The sequence below is a fragment of the Streptomyces sp. NBC_00984 genome, assembly GCF_045162475.1.
Lineage (GTDB): Bacteria > Actinomycetota > Actinomycetes > Streptomycetales > Streptomycetaceae > Streptomyces.
This window is the reverse complement of sequence record NZ_CP108734.1, coordinates 4,804,141-4,824,277: the sequence shown is the minus strand read 5'-3', so window position 1 is coordinate 4,824,277 and position 20,137 is coordinate 4,804,141. Positions and strand designations below refer to the sequence as shown.

19 protein-coding genes are annotated in these 20,137 nt (G+C 69.2%); 15 read left to right on the top strand and 4 right to left on the bottom strand.

What is annotated here, in order from left to right:
* Positions 1-89 precede the first annotated feature (89 nt).
* Positions 90-872, bottom strand: a complete 783-nt coding sequence (locus OG520_RS21460; RefSeq protein ID WP_399328433.1) for a polysaccharide deacetylase family protein — start codon at positions 870-872, stop codon at positions 90-92.
* Between the two features lie 400 nt (positions 873-1,272).
* Positions 1,273-1,872 carry a hypothetical protein gene (locus OG520_RS21455; RefSeq protein ID WP_399328435.1) on the bottom strand — a complete coding sequence of 200 codons (600 nt, stop codon included), beginning with the start codon at positions 1,870-1,872 and terminating at the stop codon, positions 1,273-1,275.
* 1,017 nt (positions 1,873-2,889) lie between these two features.
* On the opposite strand from OG520_RS21455, the gene OG520_RS21450 reads away from it, so the two are divergent.
* Positions 2,890-3,636, top strand: coding sequence for a DUF1838 family protein (locus OG520_RS21450; RefSeq protein WP_406014240.1), 747 nt, complete (start codon positions 2,890-2,892; stop codon positions 3,634-3,636).
* 123 nt (positions 3,637-3,759) lie between these two features.
* Positions 3,760-4,284 (top strand): Lrp/AsnC ligand binding domain-containing protein, encoded by a 525-nt coding sequence (locus OG520_RS21445; RefSeq protein WP_406014239.1) that lies wholly within the window; start codon positions 3,760-3,762, stop codon positions 4,282-4,284.
* On the opposite strand, the gene OG520_RS21440 is transcribed toward OG520_RS21445, so the two are convergent.
* Complete coding sequence (locus tag OG520_RS21440; protein WP_406014238.1) at positions 4,275-5,438, bottom strand: MFS transporter; 1,164 nt, start codon at positions 5,436-5,438, stop codon at positions 4,275-4,277. The genes OG520_RS21445 and OG520_RS21440 overlap by 10 nt on opposite strands.
* 199 nt (positions 5,439-5,637) lie before the next feature.
* Here OG520_RS21440 and OG520_RS21435 point away from each other — a divergent pair, with 199 nt between their 5' ends.
* From OG520_RS21435 to OG520_RS21380, 12 genes are all read left to right on the top strand, one after another.
* Positions 5,638-6,165: a hypothetical protein gene (locus OG520_RS21435; RefSeq protein WP_406014237.1), complete on the top strand. Its 528-nt coding sequence runs from the start codon at positions 5,638-5,640 to the stop codon at positions 6,163-6,165.
* Positions 6,162-6,575: a CU044_2847 family protein gene (locus tag OG520_RS21430; protein WP_399328445.1), complete on the top strand. Its 414-nt coding sequence runs from the start codon at positions 6,162-6,164 to the stop codon at positions 6,573-6,575. The genes OG520_RS21435 and OG520_RS21430 overlap by 4 nt, the downstream gene beginning before the upstream one ends.
* A gap of 2 nt (positions 6,576-6,577) precedes the next feature.
* Positions 6,578-11,374, top strand: coding sequence for a trypsin-like peptidase domain-containing protein (locus OG520_RS21425; protein WP_406014236.1), 4,797 nt, complete (start codon positions 6,578-6,580; stop codon positions 11,372-11,374).
* A gap of 290 nt (positions 11,375-11,664) precedes the next feature.
* The gene (locus tag OG520_RS21420; protein WP_406014235.1) at positions 11,665-12,891 is read left to right on the top strand and encodes an ATP-binding protein; all 1,227 of its coding nucleotides are present in this window, start codon (positions 11,665-11,667) and stop codon (positions 12,889-12,891) included.
* Entirely contained in the window at positions 12,888-13,292 is a 405-nt protein-coding gene (locus tag OG520_RS21415; RefSeq protein WP_266417211.1) for a roadblock/LC7 domain-containing protein, read from the top strand. Before OG520_RS21420 ends, OG520_RS21415 begins: the two co-directional genes overlap by 4 nt.
* Positions 13,289-13,663 (top strand): DUF742 domain-containing protein, encoded by a 375-nt coding sequence (locus tag OG520_RS21410; protein WP_406014234.1) that lies wholly within the window; start codon positions 13,289-13,291, stop codon positions 13,661-13,663. Before OG520_RS21415 ends, OG520_RS21410 begins: the two co-directional genes overlap by 4 nt.
* Positions 13,638-14,228, top strand: a complete 591-nt coding sequence (locus OG520_RS21405; RefSeq protein ID WP_093547819.1) for an ATP/GTP-binding protein — start codon at positions 13,638-13,640, stop codon at positions 14,226-14,228. Before OG520_RS21410 ends, OG520_RS21405 begins: the two co-directional genes overlap by 26 nt.
* Positions 14,229-14,507: 279 nt before the next feature.
* Complete coding sequence (locus tag OG520_RS21400) at positions 14,508-15,899, top strand: cytochrome P450 (RefSeq protein ID WP_406014233.1); 1,392 nt, start codon at positions 14,508-14,510, stop codon at positions 15,897-15,899.
* 347 nt (positions 15,900-16,246) lie between these two features.
* Positions 16,247-17,377: a cytochrome P450 gene (locus OG520_RS21395; protein ID WP_406014232.1), complete on the top strand. Its 1,131-nt coding sequence runs from the start codon at positions 16,247-16,249 to the stop codon at positions 17,375-17,377.
* Positions 17,374-18,153, top strand: a complete 780-nt coding sequence (locus OG520_RS21390; protein ID WP_406014231.1) for an enoyl-CoA hydratase/isomerase family protein — start codon at positions 17,374-17,376, stop codon at positions 18,151-18,153. Before OG520_RS21395 ends, OG520_RS21390 begins: the two co-directional genes overlap by 4 nt.
* A 106-nt stretch (positions 18,154-18,259) precedes the next feature.
* Positions 18,260-18,457: a hypothetical protein gene (locus OG520_RS21385; RefSeq protein ID WP_406014230.1), complete on the top strand. Its 198-nt coding sequence runs from the start codon at positions 18,260-18,262 to the stop codon at positions 18,455-18,457.
* A 168-nt stretch (positions 18,458-18,625) separates the two neighbouring features.
* Positions 18,626-19,174, top strand: coding sequence for a hypothetical protein (locus OG520_RS21380; protein WP_406014229.1), 549 nt, complete (start codon positions 18,626-18,628; stop codon positions 19,172-19,174).
* Positions 19,175-19,308: 134 nt separating this feature from the next.
* Here OG520_RS21380 and OG520_RS21375 read toward each other — a convergent pair whose 3' ends face one another.
* Positions 19,309-19,455, bottom strand: coding sequence for a hypothetical protein (locus OG520_RS21375; protein ID WP_406014228.1), 147 nt, complete (start codon positions 19,453-19,455; stop codon positions 19,309-19,311).
* Positions 19,456-19,478: 23 nt separating this feature from the next.
* Between OG520_RS21375 and OG520_RS21370 the strand changes: the two genes are divergently transcribed.
* Positions 19,479-19,823, top strand: coding sequence for an FAD-dependent oxidoreductase (locus OG520_RS21370; RefSeq protein WP_406014227.1), 345 nt, complete (start codon positions 19,479-19,481; stop codon positions 19,821-19,823).
* The last annotated feature ends 314 nt before the right edge of the window (positions 19,824-20,137 follow it).

Here is a 20,137-nt window from a genome sequence, read left to right as displayed (position 1 = left end):
TCCGGAGGAAAGCCCGGCAGCACGACGAGTCATGTCTGTCTGCTGGTGCCGGGGGTCCGGGTCTTGATGTCAGTGCGGGCGAGCCTCACTCACCGCACGGGGAAGCCGAAGGAGTACCCCTGCTGCTTCAGCCAGGGCAGGATCTCGCGCAGCGCGGCCAAGGTCTGGGAGCGATCCCCGCCCGCGTCGTGGAAGAGGACGGTCGGCCCGTTGGAGATCTCCCTCTTGACGGTGGCGACCATGGTGTCCACACCGGGACGCTCGAAGTCCTTGGAGTCGACGTTCCAGCCCAACGGCCGCATCCCCCGGGACGCGGCAAGGTGCCGGCTGTACGGGGTGAAAGCGCCGCCCGGGGCCCGGTAGTACTGCGGCCGGACGCCTCCGGACGCCTTGGTGATCATGCGTTCCGCATCCAGGATCTGCTGGGACTGGTATGCCTCGGACTTGGTGTCCATGGCGGTGTCGTGCGAGATCGTGTGGTCGCACAGCCGGTGCCCGGCCGCCACGACCTCCTTGACCAGGTCCGGGTGTGCCTGGGCCTGCGTGCCCACCATGCAGAACGTGGCCTTCACACCGTTGTCCTTCAGCAGTTGCAGCACCTGCGGCGTCCAGACCGGGTCCGGTCCGTCGTCGATGGTGATGTTGACGCCCCGGGCGCCGCGGTCCGAGGCGTGCGCGATGTCCGCCGCCACCTTGGTCACGGTCCGGTCCTGGGGCCGGGCGTCCGGCGATGAGACACGCGCTTGCGGCTGCCGTCCTCCGGCGGTGTCGGCCTGCGCGGTCCACACCGAGGTGGCAGCGGCCACCGCTGTCACTCCGAGCGCCGCCGCGAGAAGCCGGCTGTGCCATCCCCTTCCCTTGTGCTTCGCCATGTCCGCCCGCCCCTTTGCTGTCTCCGCCGATGCCCTGCACTCATCAAGACATACGAAGGCCCGTGCAAGCTCCCTCTGTTACCGATCGCAGACGAATCCGCAGGGGACCGGCGACAAACGCAGGAGCCCCGCGACAGATGAGGGGGCGCAACGGCCTCCGGGGGGGGTGCCAGCGGGGGCGGCGGACGCTGATCCGCTCGGCGCCCTCCCGAACCCCGGTTGACCAGCAGATCCACCTGTCCCGACGAGCCTGAACCATCCCACCGGAAACATGAACTCCGGCGCCCACCCGACGCGACAATCGGGCCGGCGGCCTGCCTGCACGCCCCGACAAACGAAGAGGAGCCCGTCAGCAAGCTGACGGGCTCCCGGGAAAGATCGAAGCTAACCTGCCATCAGGTCAGATCGTCGGTGTGTCATCGACGATCTCCTTGTGCGGTTCGACAATGAACCTCCAGCCATCGCTGGGCTCCAGGAACCGCACTCGGGTCGGGTAGATGTCCAGGGCACGGCGGTCGCGGTTCTGGTTGTTCGTGTTCTTCCGCCCCCGGGCCGGCTCCTCGTACAGGTCGACCTTGACGTCCGGCACCTCGACGGTTTCCTCGCTCCAGCGCTGAACGATCCCCGCGCCGAACGCGTCCCGTGCGGCGGAGTAGAGCGACTCCAGGGATTCCTTCTTCCCGTCAGGCACAAAGAGGGCGAGGTTCAGGAGGACGCCGGCACTCTGGAGAACCTCGATTTCCTCCCCTGCCTTGTCGGCAATCCAGATCCCGCGCTCTTCGGCATTGTCCGGGAGGACATGAATTTCCTCACCGAAGATCGTCCTCGCAGTGAAGGACCCTCCCTCGAAGTTCTTACCCGGCCCCGTAAGGAAAGCCGGAGCGTAGCAGTCGAGAGGAAGGCCATCCATCTCCGCCGAGACAAAGATGTCGTCCTGGAGGCCCAATTCCGAAACCTCTCCGGCCGTAAGACGTCGAGCCGTAACCTTCTCGGTATTCACGCCATTCCCCTTTTTTCGCGGCGTCCTGTAAATCCATTAGGACTATACCACGAAAACGAACCGCCAATCCCTTTACGTACACCTCCGCCCTCACGGTGGCGCGGTCAAACCCTTCGAGTAATTTCTTCCGACAGGGCAGCAGACAAATCATCTCGTATCGCCGGGCGAAACACAGCCCTCGTAGAGAAATGCGGCGAGACCCAAGAGAAGTGGCTCACCGCTTCGGCGGGGCTTTCGGAACCAAGTCAGCCGCCAAGTGAAATGCGAGCGGCCTTGACCGAATGGCAACCCAGCGACCCAATCGGGCGAACCACGGCGGTCGCCTCCCCGATCACCAAAGCGATCGGCGGCCGAACGGTAGCCGAACGGCGGCCACTGGGCCCGCGCCAATGCCCCCGGGATCGACCTCGTCGGGGCCGACCACTCTCCCATCACCAAGAAGATCCCCCTTGCCGGCCCGGTCAATCAACTGGAGAACAATGAGAACAATGAGAACAAACCCTTCGACAACCGCGACCTCGCCCGCCTCCTTACTCATCGCTCAAACCACCAGCTGCACACGACGCGATATCCTCCGCTCTCATGCCCCGCCCGTGTCCTTCGGAGCGGTAAACAGCGGTCCGTGTCCGCCAGGGTGCCGAAGCACCCAACCGACCGCACCCCTGATGCTGAACAAGGGAAGGTCAAAGCGTGCATGAATGCCGCAAGCTCTGGTGATTCCCAAGCTCAGAACGCGGAATCGATTCTCGTCACCCGCTCCATGACGAAGGCCCTGATAAGAGATCAAAGCGGGTTCATTATCCGGACCACTTCCGTGCTGCCCCGGACCGGGGATCCCACTCCGCCACCCCGCATCACGAAATCGAATTCAGGCAGCCTGCGTCACGCACGCGATTCGGCCATCTCTTTCGAGACCTACCGGGCCCGTCGGCCCAGGAGCGGCTTATTCCGGCCGCTTCCGCCCCGGCCCTGCCGTTTTCTGCCCGGCCGGGGCGGCGGTCGCGCAGAGTGTTCCGCATGACGACACCCGCAGAGCTGCTCCGCTCCTTCGCCCGCACCCGCGCCTCGCTCGACAGCGAGGACGTCACGTACTGGTGGTCCGGAGACGTGTACTCCTGGGCCCCGGACGAGCCCTACCAGCGCGTCTTCGGCTTCGAAGGGCTCAACGTCGCCCGCCTGGTCCAGGACGCCGAGGCCGGCCCGGACGCCTACCAACTACTCACCCGCGAGGCCGCCTTCTACTTGGACCCCGTCACCCGCGAGATCCTGGAGACCTGGCAGGACCTGCCGGTGGTGCACGTCTGGAACGACCCGGCGAACCAGAAGTGGCGCCCCTTCCCGATCCCGACGACCGAGCTCGGCGGACAGGTCTGCTTCAGCCTGGAGATCCCGCTGGCCTACCCCTCGCCGCTGCCGGTGGCCCAGTACCCCGTCCACTCGGCCGGCGACACGTACAAGGCTCTGGAGCTCTTCCAGTTCTTCGCCGACCGCGCCGACCTGGCCGGCCCGGCGCCCAGCGTCCCGGCCACCATGTCGTGGACCCGGATGTCCCCGTGGCTCCCGTGGATGGCCCGCAGTCAGCGGCCCGGCGGCCTCACCTTCCACTGCCGGGGCCGCAAGCTCGGCTCGTACGCCGAGGTCCCCGAGCGCACCCGCGCCTACATCGCCGACCACCACCCGGAGTTCGCACAGGCCCCGGAGAAGTGGAGCGAGCCGAACGAGACCAGTTGGACGTACTTCCGCAAGCTCAACCCACCGAAGTAGCCGTCGGCACCAGTGCCTGTTGCTGCTGATCAACGACCTGTTCATGGCTGGGGTGTTCTGTTGGGTCCGTTGATGGCGGGCTTTTACTGACCGATCGTTCTGCATGGGTCCAAGGCCTCCTGTGTGGCCAGGACCAAGGAATGCGATCCGGACGCCGCGCTGCAGTCGGCCCTTGAGTTGTTCTGGCGGCGCGGCTACGAAGCCACGTCGATGGCCGGCCTCGTCGAGCACCTCGGCATCGGTCGCGCCAGCATCTATCGCAATCCACGCGCACCTGCCCGCATGCTGCTCGTCCTGCTGCAGGGCGTCGTCGAAGCGGAGGTTGTCGAAGGGGGCCGCCGGGCGGGCCCCGGCCTCCGCGAAGATCTCGCCGTCCGAGAGGGTGCCGTCCTCCCGTACGTCGAAGGCGCGGCGGATGAAACCTGCCCGGGTGTCGGATTCGCCGCGCTCCCCGAGATCCTTGAGGCGCATGTCATCGCCGGCAGCGCCTCAATGCTGGTGAAGGTCAGGACCGCGACCACCGAGCAGTTGCAGGACGTGCTGCGCCGGATCCACGCGATCGACGGAGTCAACGGGACCCGGGCCACGGTGGTCCTGGAGACCCTCTTCGAGCGGCCGGTCTCCCCGCGCGCCGCTGGTCAGGAATGAGCCTTCGAACTCCCGCGCACGGGGATCACGAAGCACGCCGCGGCGGCCAGCACTCCGGCCAGCAGGAAGCCCCGCGCGTAACCGGCCGAGGCGATGAGCCCGCCGAGCAGCGGCGGCGTCAGTGAGGCGGCGAGGTTCTGGCCGGTGTTCTGGACACCCATGGCCCGCCCCGACCAGGCGCTCCCGGCGAGCTCGGCGGTGGCGGTGAAGGCCAGGCCGTTGGTGCTCGCGGTGATCCCGCAGGCCACGACCATGGCGAGGTCCGTCAGCGGCGAGGGCCAGAGGGCGCCCAGCGCGGTCGCGCCCATGACGACGGCGATGCACACGGACAGCTGCCGCATCGGCCGCATCCGGCTGCCGACCCGGTCGGACCAACGGCCCGCCACGACCCGCGAGGCGGCCCCCAACACCTGGGACACCACCAGGAGTTGCCCCGCGTGCACGGCACTCCAGCCCCGGACGTCGATCAGGAACACCATCGCGAAGGCGTTCGTCGCGAACTGCGGAACGCACAGCAGTGCGCTGGAGGCATGGACGCGCCACAAGCCGGAGTGGCGGTAGGGGTTGGGAGCCGGCTCCTGCCCCACGGACCGCGCGGTACGGGGCGGATCCGAGGTCAACGAGCCGACGAGCACGGCGACGACACCGCACAGCACCGCGCAGAACAGGACGGTCCCTGCCACGCCGCTGCGCGCGGCGAGCGTGGGGACCACCAGAGCGGCGATGCCCATGCCCAACGGGGTCGACGTCTGCCGGATACCCATGGCGAGCCCGCGCTCCCGGGCGGAGAACCATCCGACGACGAGCCGGCCACTGGCCGCGGAGACCGAGGCACTCGCCGCCCCGGCCAGCGCCAGGAGCACGCCCAGGGGAACCAGGCCATTCACCGTGGCCCCCAGGGAGAGGAGTACAGCCGTCATGGCCAGACCGGAGGTGATGACGACCCGCTCGCCGAAGCGGTCGGCCAGGGCACCCCAGGCTATGAGCGTCAGCATGAGGCCGACGGTGGGGCAGGCGATCAGCAATCCGACCTGACTGAGCGTCAGCCCGTTGTCCCGCCTGAGTGTCTCCGAGGTGTACGGAAGCCCGTAGAGAAAGGTGCAGGCGACCGTCTGCGCCGCGGTCCCGAGAGCCAGCATCATCCAACGGCGCACGGCAGTCCTCCCTCGCCCCTCGTCCTCCCTGGTGCGTGCAGGATGAAACTATGGCATCACATCCACCATGCAAGACAGGTTGTCTCACATCATGGTCTGAACCGGAGCCGTGTACGGACTGGTCACCGGCGAACAATCTTCGCGAGGGCAACACACCGACTGCGCACAACCTCCCGCAGGTACCGTCACGTTGTTGCCCATGGTCGTCCGGCAGATGGCCCGCGACGCCGCCGCCGAGCTGGGTGGCCGGGAGGCCCTGACCTCGGAGGGCGAGATCCTCACGTACGGCGGCCCCGGAAGCCGGACTCCGGCGTTCCGTCCCGATGTCCTGCTGGCCTTCCCCACTCCGGACGACGCGAAGAGGACGAGATTCCTGGCGGTGGACGCCAAGTACAAGTCGTACGCGGAGAAGAACGTCTCGGCCCCCGACCGTCATCAACTCCTCACCTACATCTCCGGATACACCACCCCCGACTCCCCGCCCGCACTGGTGGTGCACCCGTCTTCGGAGAGTCCCACCGAGCGCGTGCTCCGCGTCGACGGGCCGCGCGGGCACCTGGGCACCATCGTGGTACTGGGACTGCACACCGGCATCACGCCCCGGGCAGCCGCGGAGCCGCTGCGCAAGGCCATCGAGGCCCACGCCTGCGTGAACGGCCCCCGTAGTCCCGCCCCGTCCCGGCACTACGATTGGCCCTCAACCGACGGGGGAAAGGCTGAACAATGAGCGATGACACGGGCGTTGAGGAATCAGCGGATGTCACCGTCCCGGTCGACGTGGACGGCCAGACCGTGCATTTCTCGATCGCCCCCGGCGGACGGCAGACGCAGCCCGAGCTCGGCGAGGAGCAGGAGATCAGCTGGCGCCGCCCGACTCTCGCGCCGGTGCTGGACGGACTCACCAATGTGGCCAGGGCCATGGGCACGCGTCTCCAGCAGACCGGGGCGTCGAAGGCGACGGTCGAGTTCGGGTGCGATGTCTCCCTCGACACCGGTCAGTTGCTCGCCGTCTTCGGCAAGGCCACGTCCAAGTCGGCGTGGAAGGTGACGCTCGAATGGACGGCGCCCGAGACTCCGCCGGGCACCCCCGCTCCGGGGGCGCCGCCCGCCCCCGCTCCGGGGACCCCCGGAGCGTAGGCGTGGACAGCTGGAGAAAACTGCTGGAGGCGGCCACCGTCGCCCTGGATCTCCCGGACGACCGCGGTTGCGGGACCGGGTTCGTTCTCGCTCCGGGCACTGTGGTCACCTGCGCCCACGTCGTGTCGGAGGCGACGCGAGTACGGGGACGGGTCGTCGCCACCGGGCACGAGCTGGTCCTGACCGTCTCAGCCGATGACTGCTACCGCGCCGCGAACGGCCTCGATCTCGCCTTTCTCCACTACGAGCCGGACGAGACGACCTCCTCCGCCCCCACCCCCGCCCACGTACTGACCTCACCCCACACCGCGTTGGCTGATCGGATGTCGGTCTACGGTCATCCGCGCGGGGACTTCCGGGCCGGACAGTGGGCCGCCCTGGAATACCTGGGCGATTCACGGCTCTCCTTCGACGACCCCATGGCGATGCCTCGCGCGTACGGGACACCGGTGGGCGAGGGCTTCAGCGGCAGCCCGGTGGTCAATCGGCGTACGGGCGCGGTGTGCGGAATGCTCGTACGGTCCAACAAGGCCGGCAGCACCCACATGATCCCGCTCTCCGAGATCCTGGCCCGCCATCCGCTCCCCGAAGCGCCCGTGGCCTGGCTGAACACGCTCACCGACGAACAGCTGCGGGCCGGGGAGTTCCGCCATCCCGGTCCGCAGCTGCGGGACTACCTGGCAGCGGCGCGGGACGCCGCGGACGAGCACCCCTACGCGGCGCTGCTGACCGACGTGCGGGACATCCCGCTCTCCTCGGTGTACGTACGGCAGAACGCCTCTCACACCGGCGGCGACGCCGATGAGGACCGCGACCGCCAGCCGCACGTGAAGCGACCGAAGGCCGAGAGCGTGCTCGACTCCGACCGCCATGTGCTGTTCACCGGCGGTGCGGGGTCGGGAAAGTCGAGCCTGCTGCGCCGTCTGACGTTCACCGCCGCCTCCGACTGGCTCACAGACCCGGCACAGGCTCCCCAGTACGTGCCGGTGCGGATCACCGCCGAGCAGTTGCTGAGCCTTCCCTTCCCGGAGGCTCTGGCGACCGCGGTCGGCCGGGACCTGCCCGGTCTGCGGCGTACGCCCACGCCCGAGTTCTTCGAGACGGCGCCCATGCCGGCCGTGGACTGGCTGGTCTGCGTGGACGGCCTCGACGAGGTGCTCGATCCGGACGGCCGCGCCAAGGTCATCCGGATGATCCAGCGCTGGTCCCAGGAGCCCCATCTGCGGTTCGTGGTGGCCACCCGGTCGTTGGTCACCACCGACATGGACCGACTGCGGGTGCTGAAGCGGTACTCGCTCCTCAGCCTCGGCGACCGGCAGATCGCGGAGGTGGCCCAGGCCTGGTTCGAGGCGCTGAAGGTCCCGGACCCCGAGCAGCGAGCCCAGGAGCTGACGGCCGGGCTCCGGCACGGGCGGCTCGGCGAGGTGGCTCGCATTCCGCTCTACATCACCATGATCTGCGTGGTCGCTGCTCTCACGGAGCTGCCCCGCAACCCCGCGGAGCTGTACACGCGGTTCGTCCGGATTCTGCGGGAAAAGGGTTCGCAACGGCTCGCCCGCACCGAGGCGGGCGTCCACAGCATCACCGAGGACCTGCTGAACAGCGTGCACGACGTACTGCGCCCGGCGGCCGAACTGCGGCAGGGCGGGGATACGCGTCCGCTGCTCGACCTGGCCGTCGAGCTGCTCGGCGGGCACGCGCCCGATGCCGCTCCCCCGAAGGAGCTGGTCTCCCGTGCGCTCATGTTCACCGGCCTGGTCACACAGATCGGCGGAGACCTCAAGTTCCCGCACCAGACCATCCAGGAGTACCTCGCCGGATGCGCGATCGCCGACCGGCTGACCCCGAAGGACCCGGAGGCGCTCAGGACCGTACGCCAGTCGATCGCCGCCGAGCAGCCCAACATCGTGCTGTTCATCTCCGCGCGCTGGCACGAACGGGGCATGCCTCTCGAAAAGTTCCTGCGCACGGTCGTGGACGGGGGCGGCTGGCGGGACCTGCTCCTGTGCGCCACGGTCCTGAGCGATGGGCTGGTGATCAACGAGGACATGGCGAGGCAGTTCACCCGAGCGGTGCTCAAATTGCACGGCCGCTCCCTCTCCGTCGGTGATCTCGAACCGACACAGGTACTGGCCCGGCTGTACGCGGTGCTCGACCCGGCGGGCGTGGCAGCCGTGGTCCGTAACCCGGCCGCTCCCCATCGGGCACGCCTCGATGCGCTGTGGCACTGTGCGCGGCGCGACAGCGAGCTGGCGGCGCCCCTCGCGGCCGAGCTCGCTGACGAGCCGGACCTCCCCGTCGGCCTGCGCGTATCGGCGGCCAAGCTGCTCGCCGAAGCGGGTGACCCCACGGCGGCCGGGCTGCGCCTCACCGAACTGGCCCGCGACCCCGGTCACCTGCCCGAGGCCAGGTTCAGGGCAGCAGTCGCACTCCTGACCGTGGACCGCGCCGCCGGCACGACGGTCCTCAGCGAGCTCTTCGCGACCAGCGACTTCCCCAAGCATCACGTCGAATCGGCAGCGCTGGGGATTCATGCCGCATCGGACCCCGCCACACGTGCCCTGCTGGCGGATGCGCTGGCCACCAACCCGGTCCTGGACAAGGGCGATCCGTACATTCTCCGTTACCTCGAATGCCGCCTGTTGTCCCCCGACCGGCCAGAGCTCGCGAGGAACCTGCGCATGGACCTCGCAGCCCCCGTGCACCTGCGGTACATGGCGACATGGGACCTGTCGGACGACGAGGAACACCTGGCCGGTTCCGAGGACGACATCTTCTTCTCCGGCATCCTCCGTGACCCGGAGTCCTCCAGCGACGCCGTCAGTGCAGCCGTCTCCGGCTCTCTCGGGGAGGAACTGGTCGAGCGTGCCGCACGGAACACGCAGCTGGACCGGTACACCCGCCTCGAAGCGGCCACGAGACTCGTTCAGCTCGGCAAGCACACCGTCGCGGCGCAGTGCACGGAGGAAGTCCTCTTCGGCTGCTCGGACATCTGGATCGTCCCCCGCGGGGCCGAGATACTGCGCGAACTCGGACAGCAGGACCGGAGCCGAGAAATCCTTGTCGGCGCCCTGGACAACGGCGAACTGTCCACCGGTGCTCGCATCCGTTGCGCTCCGGCACTGGTCAACATGGGGGCGCAGGACATGGTCGTCGGCGTTCTGAACCGTCTGGCAGAGGATCCTGACACAGCGGCCCACGAACGGTTGGAGGCGATCACGCAACTCCACGCCCTGGTTCCAGCAGCGCCGAACACCTCGTTCACCACCGTCGCGGCCGATGCCACGCTCCCCGGCGGCGTTCGCCACAGTGCAGCGGAAGAGCTCCTGAACAGCGGGGAACGGGACACCGCCTCGGGGCTGCTGCGCCTCTTGGCCGAGGACCGGCTCGTCGGTACGGGCGACCGGATCGACGCACTCACCACATTGGCCGAGATCGACCTCCGTGCGGCTTCGGACACGCTGCACCGGATGCTCGACGAGTCCGGGCTGCTGGACGAGCACCTGTGCCGGCTTCTCGACCTCGCCGACGCCCTCACTCCCGACGCGACGCTCCAGGAACGTCTGCACCTCCTGCTGGAGGACCCAAGCGTTCCCGCCGCATCCCTCCTGGAGATCGAAAGCGACTGCGAGCAGTACCGGACGGACATCGTTCCCCTGCTCCGGAAGGGCATCCTTCGGACAGTGGACGGTCCCTCCGTCGAGCCGCAGATCCGGGCGCGGGCCGTGGCCCGTTCCTTCGGGTGGGTCCCCTACCCGAAGTGGAAGGCCCTCGTTGCCGAACTGAGCACCGATCCGATGGTCGCCCTCAGCCTGTACACCGCCCATGCGGGCATGTCCTCACAAGGAATACACGGTGGGGTCTGGGAGGACCAGTCCCACTACCGGGACCCCGAAAGCATTTCGGCCCCGACGGGAGCCCTCCAGGGACTGGATCCCCACACGGCCCTCGCGCGCTGGCTCCGCCTTCTGGAGCAGCGCCGGCCAGAGGCCGTCACCAGCATGCGCAACCTCGGCCGACTGCCCAGGGAGGCTCACGACAAGAAGCGGGCGAACGACCTGCTCCACTCATGGGCCGCCGACCCCGAAGCCCCGTTGACGGAGAGGATCTCAGCGGCCGAGACCAGCTTCTGGCCGTTCAGCGGCTCCTGGCACACCCTCGCCCGCAACCCGGAAACACCCTCCGAGCTCCGCGTCGCCATCTGCAAGTTCCTCGCCACGAGCGGCGCGCACAACCGCATCCCTATCACCCGCGCCCTCGTCGCGGACCCCGCCGCCCCCGTGACCGCGCGGGCGAAGGCCGCCGCTCTCCTCGCCGAGGATCTGGGTGAGGAAGGCCGTGGCGCCCTGCGGGAGCTGTCCGGGGCGCACACCACTGATCCCGAGGCGCATCTCGCCGCGGCGGCGGCCTGGGAGGAGCTGGATGTCGGGCGGGAGGCGGTGGCCGCCTGCCTCCGGGTGCTCGACGACGAGCGGTCCGGCGAGCGGTCCCACGCGCGGCACCGGGTCGCCGCGGCGGCGAAGCTCGCGCGGTGGCGGTCGTCGCGCGGGCGGGCCGTGCGGGCGCTGAAGGGCGTGCTGGGGGACCGCGCGGCGCCCGTCGCCGTACGCATCGACGCGGGCCGGCAGCTGATCGCCGTATCGGAGGTGGCCGAGGCCCATCTGGGGCTGTTGCGACTGGCCGCGAGTCCGGAACCGGACGCCGATGAGCGTGCCCGCATCGCGGATCTGCTGCCCGCGGACCTGCGCCGGTACGCCGGAGCTGCCACGGAGCGCGGGGCCGGCCGCCCGGCCCCTTAGCGCTTTGTCACGGACCGTTGCCCCACCGTCCCCGGTTGTGAACATTCGGCGTCAAGAGTGCAACTGGCGTGTCGGTCTTGACAATTGCCTGCCTGACCGATGTTAAGATCATCTTACTTCCAGTGGGCTGATGGCATATGGGGGCATTCCGGGAGGGATGAATTCCTCGGCCCCACACCCGGAGGGGCCCTCCCTGAGCGGCGCAAGCCATGGCCCGACCAGCCAGGCACTTGCGGCACATGAGGGAGCGTCAAGCCGTATCCATAGCCATGGCACTTGAAGTGAGTCTCATGACATTTGCACAGGGCCCTCTTCTGTGGGCACTGGTTGTCGTCGCGCTGGTCGCTGTGGGTGCCGTTCTGCGGGCTCGCAAGACCAATATCGGACTGCGCAGACAGAACTCCGAACTCCACCAGCAACGGGATGTGCTGCAGAGACAGCGTGACGAACTCCATGTCGCCTACAGCGGCCTGACGCATCAGCACTCCGCCGAACTGACCGAGGTCCGCAAGGACGCCGAGGAGGAGACCAAGGCGGTCCTCAAGGCCGCCGTGCGCACCCTCCAGGGGCTCGCGGACGAGCAGCAGGTGGTCATCGAGAACGCGCAGCAGAAGTACGGCGACGACCCCGGCATGCTCGCCGACCTGATGGCCATCGACCACGCCAACAGCCAGTTCGGGCGCCGGGCGCAGGGCATCGCGGTGCTGTGCGGCGGCTGGCTCGGGCGCCGGGAGACCGTCGCCTCCGTCTTCGACGTGGCCCGCAGCGCCCAGGGCCGTATCCGGCAGTTCGACCGGGTGCGGGTCAACGGACAGGTGAACTTCTCGGTCGTCAGCAAGGCCGTGGAACCCGTGGCGGTCGTCCTCGCCGAGCTGTTGGCCAACGCCACCAACTACTCCGCCCCCGGCGCCCCGGTGGAGATCAACATCCAGGCCGTCCCGACGGGCGTCTGCCTCATCGTCGACGACGCCGGTCTCGGCATGGGCCAGGAGGAGAAGGACCGCGCGGCGGCCCTCCTCGCTCCGCAGGCCGCGATCAGCCTCTCCAGCCTGGGCATTCCCCCGCAGTTCGGGTTTGCCGTCTCCGGGATGCTGGCCGCCCGCTACGGGTTCAAGGTCTCGGTGGACTCCGTATCCCCCTATGGAGGCGTACGCGCGGTGGTTCTCCTGCCCGACGAGTTGCTGACCGGCGATGTGCCCGCGCCGCCCCCGGTCGCCGCCGAGCGCTACGACGCGGACGTCGCGGCGCTCCCCCGGCGTCAGGCGCCCGCGCCGTCTCCGACCCCTCTGTTCCCTCCGGCCGCGCACCCGGCCGCCGCTCCGCAGCCCACCGGGCCCGCCACCACCGCCGGTGGCCTGCCCAAGCGTCGTCGCAAGAGCCCGGTGTCGGTGGTGCCGTCGGCCGAGCCCGGTCCGGTGCGCAGCAACGAGGAGACCGCTTCCCGCCTGGGCGCGTTCCAGCGCGGAACACGGTCCGGGCGTGACATGACGACGATGGAAGGACCCGAGTTCCAGTGAACCCCGATCTGTCCTGGGTACTCAACGATGTGCTTCAGGTACCCGGAGCACGGCACGCGATCCTGGTCTCCGCCGACGGCCTGCTGCTGGCCAACTCCAGTGAGATCGGCCGGGACGACGCGGAGACCGTGGCGGCCGCGATGAGTTCCATGCAGTCGCTGAGCCGGGCCGTCGCGCCCTTCATCGGGGCCCAGGCCCCGGGCCGCTGGCGTCAGACGCTGCTGGAGTACGACCACGGCTGGATCTTCCTGATCGCGGCGGGCACCGGCGCCTATCTGGCGGCGGCCGCCGCGGCCGATGTGGACATGGAGGCCATGTCCTTCCGCATGCAGCAGCAGGTCACCGCGCTGGGGAAGGCGATGACCACACCTCCCCGCCAGGACGCGGGAATCGACGTATGACGATGCCGGGCGAGGAGCAGGCAGTCAGCAGCGGGTTCGTCCGGTCCTACGTCATCACCGGCGGGCGCGGCCTGCCCGATGCGGAGGGCCTCTCCCTCGTCACCCTGGTCACCATCGCACCCGACCGGCAGCCGCCCCCGAACCAGAGCCCCGAGGTCCGGGCCATCTGGGAGCTGTGCTCCGGCGGCTATCTGTCGGTGGCCGAGGTGGCGGGCCACCTCGGCCAGCCGGTCGGTGTGGCGCGACTGCTGCTGAACGACTTAGCGGAACAAGGCCACCTGATGCGCCGCAAGGCGCCACCGCCGGCTCAGCTCGTTGACAGGAAGATCCTCGAAGAGGTGTTGCATGGACTCCACGTCCGGTTCGGCTGACAGCATCTATGTGCCGGACGCGGTGCGGCGTGCGGCGAAGATTCTCGTCGTCGGGCACTTCGCCGTGGGCAAGACGACGCTCATCGGCACCCTCTCCGAGATCACTCCGCTGCGCACCGAGGAGCGGATGACCCAGGCCGGGGCGCACATCGACGATCTGCGGGGCGCACCCGACAAGGTGACCACGACGGTCGCGCTGGACTTCGGCCGTCTGACCCTCAGCGACGAGCTGGTGCTGTACCTGTTCGGTACGCCGGGCCAGCAGCGCTTCGTCGAGCTGTGGGAGGACATGGCGCGCGGCTCGCTCGGCGCGCTGCTCCTCGTCGACCCGGCCCGCCTCGCCGACACCTTCCCGGTGATCGACCTGGTCGAGACGTACGGGCTGGAATACGCGGTCGCGGTCAACAGCTTCGATCCGTACTCCCGGCATGCCGAGGAGGAGCTGCGCGAGGCTCTCGATCTGCTGCCGGACACCCCGGTCGTGTACTGCGACGCCCGGGACGAGAAATCGTCCGCGCGGGCCCTGATCACTCTGGTCCAGCACCTTCTGGCACACGTGGCCTGAGAGGCTGTCGGGTGACCTCGGATCGGATGGCGGACGCGGTCTGGTGCGTGCGATTCCAAGGCGGAGGAGGGAGTCGACGCGGAGCGTTGGCGACCGACGACAACGCGGGAAGCGTGCGTGCCAGGGCGTGGCCGCCCGGTCGGAGGTCACCCGACAGCCTCTGAGAGGCTGTCGCCCGACCGCCGTTCGCACGGCCCTGGTCGGGCCATGGCTTCCGGGCCCGTCTTCCGTCCACCGTCCGGGTCCTTCGGGGCCCGCGATCACATCGAGGAATCACACATGGACTCGTCGCCGGGATCCACCCCGTACAGCGCCCCCACCGGGTGTCCGATGCGCGGTGAGCGGCAGACGTCGCTCTACGGGCCGGAGTTCGCGTCCGATCCGCACCGCGTGTACGACGCGTTCCGGGCGCACGGACTCGCCGCTCCGATCGAGCTGGCCCCCGGCGTGGAGGCCACCCTGGTCGTGCAGCACGAGGCCGCGCTCCGGGTGCTGCAGAATCCGTCCTTCTTCGCCCGTGACGCGAGGCGCTGGGGCGCGCTGCGGGAGGGCCGCGTACCGCTGGACAGCCCGGTGCTGCCCATGATGGCGTACCGGCCCAACTGCCTTTTCACGGACGGCACCGAGCATCTGCGGCTGCGCAAGGCGGTCACCGAGAGCCTCGGCCGGCTCAACACCACCCGGCTCAGCCGGGACGTGGAGCGGATCGCCGACTACCTCATCGACCAGTTCATCGAGCGCGGCAGCGCGGACCTGCTCGGCGACTACGCCAAGCTGCTGCCGCTCCTGCTGTTCAACCAGCTCTTCGGCTGCCCCGGCGACATCGGCGACCGGCTGACCCGCAGCATGTCCGCGATCTTCGACGGCGAGGACGTGCTCCGGGCCAACGACGATCTGACCGAGTGTCTGATGGAGCTCGTCGCGCTCAAGCGGCGGCAGCCCGGCGAGGACATCACCTCCTGGCTCATCCAGCACCCGGCGGGGCTGCGGGACGAGGAGCTCAAGGACCAGCTCGTCATGCTGATGGGCGCGGGTGTCGAGCCGGAGCGCAATCTGATCGCCAACGCGCTGCTGCTCATGCTCTCCAGCGACACCGGGGTCGCGCAGCGGCGGGGTACCGGGATGCTGGTCGAGGACGCCCTCGACGACGTGCTGTGGAACAACCCGCCGATCGCCAACTACGCGACGCACTACCCGGTCCAGGACATCGACCTGGGCGGTGTGACGCTGAAGGCGAACACCCCGGTACTGATCAGTTTCGCCGCCGCGAACAGCGACCCCGCGCTCACCGACGCCCGCCAGACCCTGAGCAAGGGCGCCCATCTGGCCTGGGGCGCGGGCCCGCACGTCTGCCCGGCGAAGTCTCCCGCGCAGCTCATCGCCCTCACCGCGATCGAGAAGATCCTCAACACGGTGCCCGACCTCACCCTCGCGGTGTCGCCCTCCGCGGTCCAGTGGCGTCCGGGCCCCTTCCACCGGGCCCTGGTGTCACTGCCCGTGATCTTCAGCGCCGCCCCGGCGCGCCGGACCACGGCGTCGGCGGCGCAGTCGCCCGTTCCGTCCCGGAATGCCGCCCCGAACGAGACGCCGGCCGCGCACTACGACCACGCGGAGCCGCAGAAGAAGACGAAGGGCTGGTGGAGTTCCTTCCTGGACGTGTTCCGGGTGTGAGGAACGTCTACCTGACCGTGGCGTACGGCTTGTACGCATAACACGGGCTTTCTTACCCGTAACGGCTGTGACAAGAGAGGGAGTTGAGGCGCGAGCGGCGAACAACAAGGGGCTGAAGCAGGGTTTCTCTGTGATACGGGCAACAACAATCCACGCATGGCTGACATATGCGGAGGGGTAGGTTCTGCCGGTAACCATGAGCCCAGGTCAAGGAACTCTGCGTGAGCGCTATATGTGGCACAGACAGGCCCCCCGTCGACCGCCGTGCCCTCATCTCCCTCCTGAGACGTCTCAAATCGCCGGAGGGGCAGGCTGATCCCTACCCCTTGCTGGCGGATCTGAGATCCATGGGTGATGTCGTACGCGCCCCCTGGGACGCGTACTTCGTCACGGGCTTCGACGCGTGCAGCGAGGTGCTGCGCGGCCGCAACTGGCTGGCGCCCGACTTCGCCTGGCAGGAACGCCAGGCGGACACCGGGCGCTGGGAGGCCGTCGCCACGCAGGAGATGACCAAGACCCTCTCCCGTCTCAACGCACCCGAGCACACCTGTCAGCGCCGCAGCCTCGGCAACCTCTTCGACCGGTCGACCATCACACGGCTGACCCCGCTCGTCGAGGAGCACGTCACCCGGCTCCTCGACGAGCTGGCCGACAAACTGCGTGGGGGCGAGGCCGACTTCGTCAGCACGGTCAGCGAGCAGCTCCCGATCAGCACCATCGGCTCCTGGCTGGGGATACCGCCCGAGGACTACGCCCACATCCTGGAGATCACCCACAACCAGGTGCACGCGCAGGAGCTGCTGCCCACCAAGAGCCAGCTCGCCGTGTCCGCCGAGGCGACCGTCCAGCTGCGCGCCTACTTCACCGACCTGGTGGAGCAGCGCCGGGCCAACCCCGGCAACGATGTCCTGACCGGCTGGATCCACACCTGGGACGCCCAGGAACCCGACCGCGAGGCGGCGGACGAGATCCTCTACCGGCTCACCATGTTCGTCACCATCGCCTCGCTGGAGACCACCGCCACGCTGCTGTCGGCCATGGTGGAGCTGCTCCTGAAGGAGCCCGGCAGGTGGGCGTGGCTCGGGGAGAACCCCGGATACATCGACTCCGCCGTCGACGAGGTCCTGCGGTACGACCCGCCGATCCACATCAACACCCGGATCGCGGCGGACGACACCGTGCTGGCGGGCGTCCCGATCGCCAAGGACAGCATGGTCCACGTCATGTACGGGGCCGCCAACCACGACCCGCGGCGCAACGAGGACCCGGACGCCTTCGACGTCCGGCGCGGCGGTACGCATCTGACCTTCGGGGGCGGAGTGCACTACTGCCTGGGCGCGGCCCTCGCCCGCCTGGAGGCACGCACGCTCCTGACGCAGTTGCTGAAACGCTTCCCCACCCTGCGCGCCGTCGCGCCGGCCGATTACGCGTCCCGGCTGGTCTTCAGGCGGGTCACCTCGCTGAGCGTGGCGATATGAAGCTCTCGCTCTCGCAGTATCTGACCCCGAACCGGCGGCCGGGCACGGTGCGCACCGAACGCGAGGGCGCCGTCCTCCGCGTGGAGCTGGACTCCCCCGCCACCGGCAACGCGGTCACCGAGGCGATGCTGGACGATCTGCTGATGGTCCTGGCCGTACCGGACCCCGATGTCCGGGTGCTGGTGCTCAGCGGGGCCGGCGACGACTTCTGCCTGGGCGGCGACCGGAACGAGTTCGCCGACTGGCTCGACGACGACCCCACCGGGCGGGGCATCCGGATCGCCGGTGACAAGGCCCGCCGGGTCTGCGAGGCGATCTCCACCAATCACGCCGTCACCATCGCCCGGATCCAGGGCAAGGCGATCGGCGCGGGCCTCGCGCTGGCCCTCGCCTGCGATCTGCGCGTGGGCGCCGACACCGCCGGCTTCCGGCTGCCGGAGCTGGCGCTCGGGCTGCCCACCGCCTGGGGCGGCGTACTGCCCCGGCTCATCCACGAGGTCGGCGCCGCCCGCGCCCGCGAACTCATCCTCACCGGACGCGCCTTCGACGCCACCGAGGCGCACGAGCTGTCGATCCTCCAGCGCATCGTGCCCGAGAGCGACCTGGACGCGGCGGTCACCGCCTGGACCAAGCCCATCGTGCGCCGCCCCGAGGCCGCCCTGCGCGTCACGAAGGCGCTGCTCAACTCGTACGCCGCCCCGACCCGGCTGGCCGACCCGTCGGTACTGGACGCGGAACTCATGGCCACCGTCGCGGCGGCGACCCGGCGGCGGTAGGGGCGACGGTACCCATCGGCCTGCCGGTCGGGGTACGACTCCGCGCCGGGCGTCACGTGACGCGGGTCACGGGAACTCCGGGCAGGGTGCCGGACAGACGGTAGGGGTGAGCACACATGGCCCGTACCCGGGTACGGGCCGGGGAATCGAGCGCGTTCGCGGACTGGGCGAACGCAGTGTCCAGGTGCGCGGGGACGGCGGGACCGACGGCGTCGTCAAGCGCGGCACGGTGACGTTCACCAGCGCGATCATGAAGCGGGCCGTCGTCGACGACATCAAGCAGATGCCGGGTGCGACCGGCTGAGGTCCCCGCAGTAGCCGCTGGTTCCCCGATGGTGGCGGTGGACGACAGTCGCCGACTTGGCGAAGCGGGTGCGGAAGGTGGGTGAGACCCCAGTGACAGCAGGATGCTGCTGTGCGAAGGTCAAGTCACCTATGCGTACGGGGGGTTGGCATGGCCATAACTTTTGGATTGCCGATAGTGCTCTTGTGGCTGGTCCTCGGGTTACTCCCGGTGCGCAATCCCTCGGCGCGGCGGCTGTGGATCGGGATCTACATCGGCATTTCCCTGCTCGTCCTGCTGATCGCGTACCTCTACTGCCAGGACCAGGCGCCGGACCCCTGGTCCGAGTCGTCCGGCGGGGAGGCTCAGTACTGGCCGCTGATGATCGCGGCCGTCGCCGTGGGGCCGGGGCTGCTGGCGGCGATAGTTCGGCTGGTGGCGTCCCGGCCCGATCCGACGCCGGAGCCGCCCGCCGTGATCTACGGGCAGCAGTACCCGCCTCAGCAGTACCAGCCCCCGCAGTACCCGTATCCGGCCCCGTACGACCCACACCAGCCGCACCAGCCGCACCAGCCGCACCAGCCGCACCAGCCGCACCAGAATCCGCCGGCCTATCAGCCGCCGCTCCACCAGCCGCCGCCCCACCTGCCGTCGGCCGACCAGCCGGCGCCCAACCCGCCGCCGCAGAGCCCTCCGGCCGCGCCTCCCGTACCGCCGAGCTCACCGCCCACGGTGTGACGACGGCGGCGCGGCGGCAGGAGGGGTATTCGGATTCACCGAGCAGGGGCGGAAGACGTGCGGGGCGCCGGGGCCCGTGCACGGCTGGATGAACAGCCCCGGCCAGGGCACGAACACGCCAGGGCCAGGCGGGGTCAGCTGTTGCCTCCGCCGCCGTTGCCTCCGCCGTTGTTGCCTCCTCCTCCGCCGCCGCCAGTGGTGGGCGGCGGGGAGAGCAGGTTGAGCAAGCTGCCCAGAATGTCGGGGTTGAAGATGTTCGTGTTGCCGCAGATGTTTGACACACCCGCGTCCCCACCGACGACGCATGCGACGGCGGGCTTGCCGTTGCGGCAATCCGTACGCCGTCGTCGCGGGGCGCTGCATCGGCTCCGACCAGGCGGCCAACTCCGCGCTGCGGGTGCAGGCCACGGCCATGGCGACGGGGCAGGCGGCCGGTGCGCTCGCGGCGATGGCCGCGGACCGGGGGACGGATGTGACCGCCGTGCCGATGACGGACCTGCACCGGGTGCTCGTGCACTCCGGGACGATCGTGCCACGCTCCCCGCGTGATCGTCTCGGGGCTGGGCCGGGCCGGGCCGCGGAACCTTCGGGAGCCCCGGCCGCAGGCGGGGTCATGCCTCAGCGGGCAGAGCCGTCGGTGTGCCGTTGATTCTCGCGATGCGTTCGCGCCAGGTTCGCGTCACTGTTCAGACGCGGATGGCGTACGACATCGTTCGATGCCTTCGTATAGCGCGCCGACGGCGCGATAGCATGACGCAGCATTTCCGGTGGCCTCTCAGCTCCACTGGTGGTGTAGGCCCTCGGATTGGTGTTGACGCACCGCCGGGGGCCGCTCCATGTGCACGATGACACACGGAGCGTGACGATTTCGATACCGTACCGCACTGCTTCCATCTCCCGCCACGCGAACGGGACTTCGCGCGATCAGGCAAGCCGGAGCGAGCCGTGCTGGTCGTTCGGCGA